The organism is Pseudomonas sp. NPDC087803, from assembly GCF_044742995.1.
Taxonomy (GTDB): Bacteria; Pseudomonadota; Gammaproteobacteria; order Pseudomonadales; family Pseudomonadaceae; genus Aquipseudomonas.
Genome location: NZ_JBIUVO010000142.1, coordinates 1 through 1,981, shown reverse-complemented (window position 1 = coordinate 1,981; position 1,981 = coordinate 1). Strand labels below are relative to the sequence as shown.

Here is a 1,981-nt window from a genome sequence, read left to right as displayed (position 1 = left end):
TCCACGCTTTTGTTCTGGCTGTGTTTCATTTCCTGAGGCGCGAGGAACTGGGCTTTCTTGATGTTGATCACAGCGTTGGTCTTCGCCATCGCCACGACCAGATCGGTCTGGCGCGAGAGGAAGGCCGGCAGCTGGATGATGTCGCAGACTTACGCGAACACCTCGGAGTGGTGAGGATCGTGGACGTCGGTGATGATCGGCACGCCGAAGGCTTGCTTGATGTCCTGGAAGATGCGCATGCCTTCTTCCAGGCCAGGGCCGCGATACGAGGTCACAGAAGACCGGTTGGCCTTGTCGAAGCTGGCCTTGAACACGTAAGGGATGCCGAGTTTTTCGGTGACCTTCACGTACTCTTCGCAAACCTGCATGGCCATGTCACGGCTTTCCAGCACGTTCATGCCGCCGAACAGCACCATGGGTTTGTCGTTGGCGATCTCGATGTTGCCAACGCGGATGATCTTCTGTGCCATCGGGTTACGCCTTCTTCTGGTGTTGTGCCAACGCGGCTTTCACGAAGCCGCTGAACAGCGGGTGACCGTCACGTGGCGTCGAGGTGAACTCCGGGTGGAACTGGCAAGCGACGAACCATGGATGATCCGGTGCTTCGACCACTTCAACCAGCGCGGCATCAGCGGAGCGACCGGAGATTTTCAGGCCGGCTTCGATGATTTGTGGCAGCAGGTTGTTGTTCACTTCGTAGCGGTGACGGTGACGTTCAACGATCACGTCCTTGCCGTAGCAATCGTGCACCTTGGAGCCGGCTTCGAGCAGGCATTCCTGAGCGCCGAGGCGCATGGTGCCGCCCAGATCGGACGCTTCGGTACGCACTTCAACGGCGCCGGTGGCGTCTTCCCACTCGGTGATCAGACCCACGACCGGATGGCCGCTGGCGCGATCGAACTCGGTGGAGTTGGCGTCTTTCCAGCCCAGCACGTTACGGGCGAACTCGATGACCGCCACTTGCATGCCCAGGCAGATACCGAGGTATGGAACCTTGTTTTCACGGGCGTACTGAACGGCAGTGATCTTGCCTTCCACGCCGCGCAGACCGAAGCCGCCCGGAACGAGGATCGCGTCGACACCTTCGAGCAGCGCAGTGCCCTGGTTCTCGATGTCTTCGGAGTCGATGTAGCGCAGGTTGACCTTGGTACGGTTGCTGATGCCGGCGTGGCTCATCGCTTCGATCAGCGATTTGTAAGCGTCCAGCAGCTCCATGTACTTGCCGACCATCGCGATGGTGACTTCGTGTTCCGGGTTCAACTTGGCGTCAACCACTGCATCCCACTCGGAGAGGTCAGCGCTGCCGCATTGCAGGCCAAAACGCTCGACAACGAAATCATCCAGACCCTGGGAATGCAGGATGCCCGGGATCTTGTAGATGGTGTCGGCATCTTCCAGTGCGATCACCGCACGTTCTTCAACGTTGGTGAATTGCGCGATCTTGCGACGCGACGAAACGTCGATCGGGTGATCGGAGCGGCACACCAGCACGTCTGGCTGCAGACCAATCGAACGCAGCTCTTTTACCGAGTGCTGGGTTGGCTTGGTCTTGGTTTCGCCGGCAGTGGCGATGTACGGCACCAGGGTCAGGTGCATCAGCATCGCGCGCTTGGCGCCGACTTCGAAACGCAGCTGGCGGATGGCCTCGAGGAACGGTTGCGACTCGATGTCACCCACGGTGCCACCGATCTCGACCATGGCCACGTCGGCATCGCCGGCGCCCTTGATGATGCGGCGCTTGATTTCGTCGGTGATGTGCGGAATCACCTGGATGGTTGCACCCAGGTAGTCACCACGGCGCTCTTTGCGCAGCACGTGCTCGTAGACACGGCCGGTGGTGAAGTTGTTGTTCTGGGTCATGGTCGTGCGGATGAACCGCTCGTAGTGGCCCAGGTCCAGGTCGGTCTCGGCGCCGTCGTGGGTGACGAACACTGCTCCGTGCTGCAACGCCCACAAGGTGCCCGGGTCGACGATGATGTAC

1 protein-coding gene and 1 pseudogene are annotated in these 1,981 nt (G+C 60.1%); both read right to left on the bottom strand.

Features of this window, described 5'->3' with window-relative positions; all coding sequences use genetic code 11:
• Positions 1-470, bottom strand: a pseudogene (locus tag ACIOUG_RS26995) (3-deoxy-8-phosphooctulonate synthase); the annotation flags it as partial.
• A gap of 4 nt (positions 471-474) precedes the next feature.
• Positions 475-1,981, bottom strand: a 1,507-nt coding sequence (locus tag ACIOUG_RS26990) for a CTP synthase (protein ID WP_401070224.1), incomplete at its 5' end; no start/stop codon positions are given.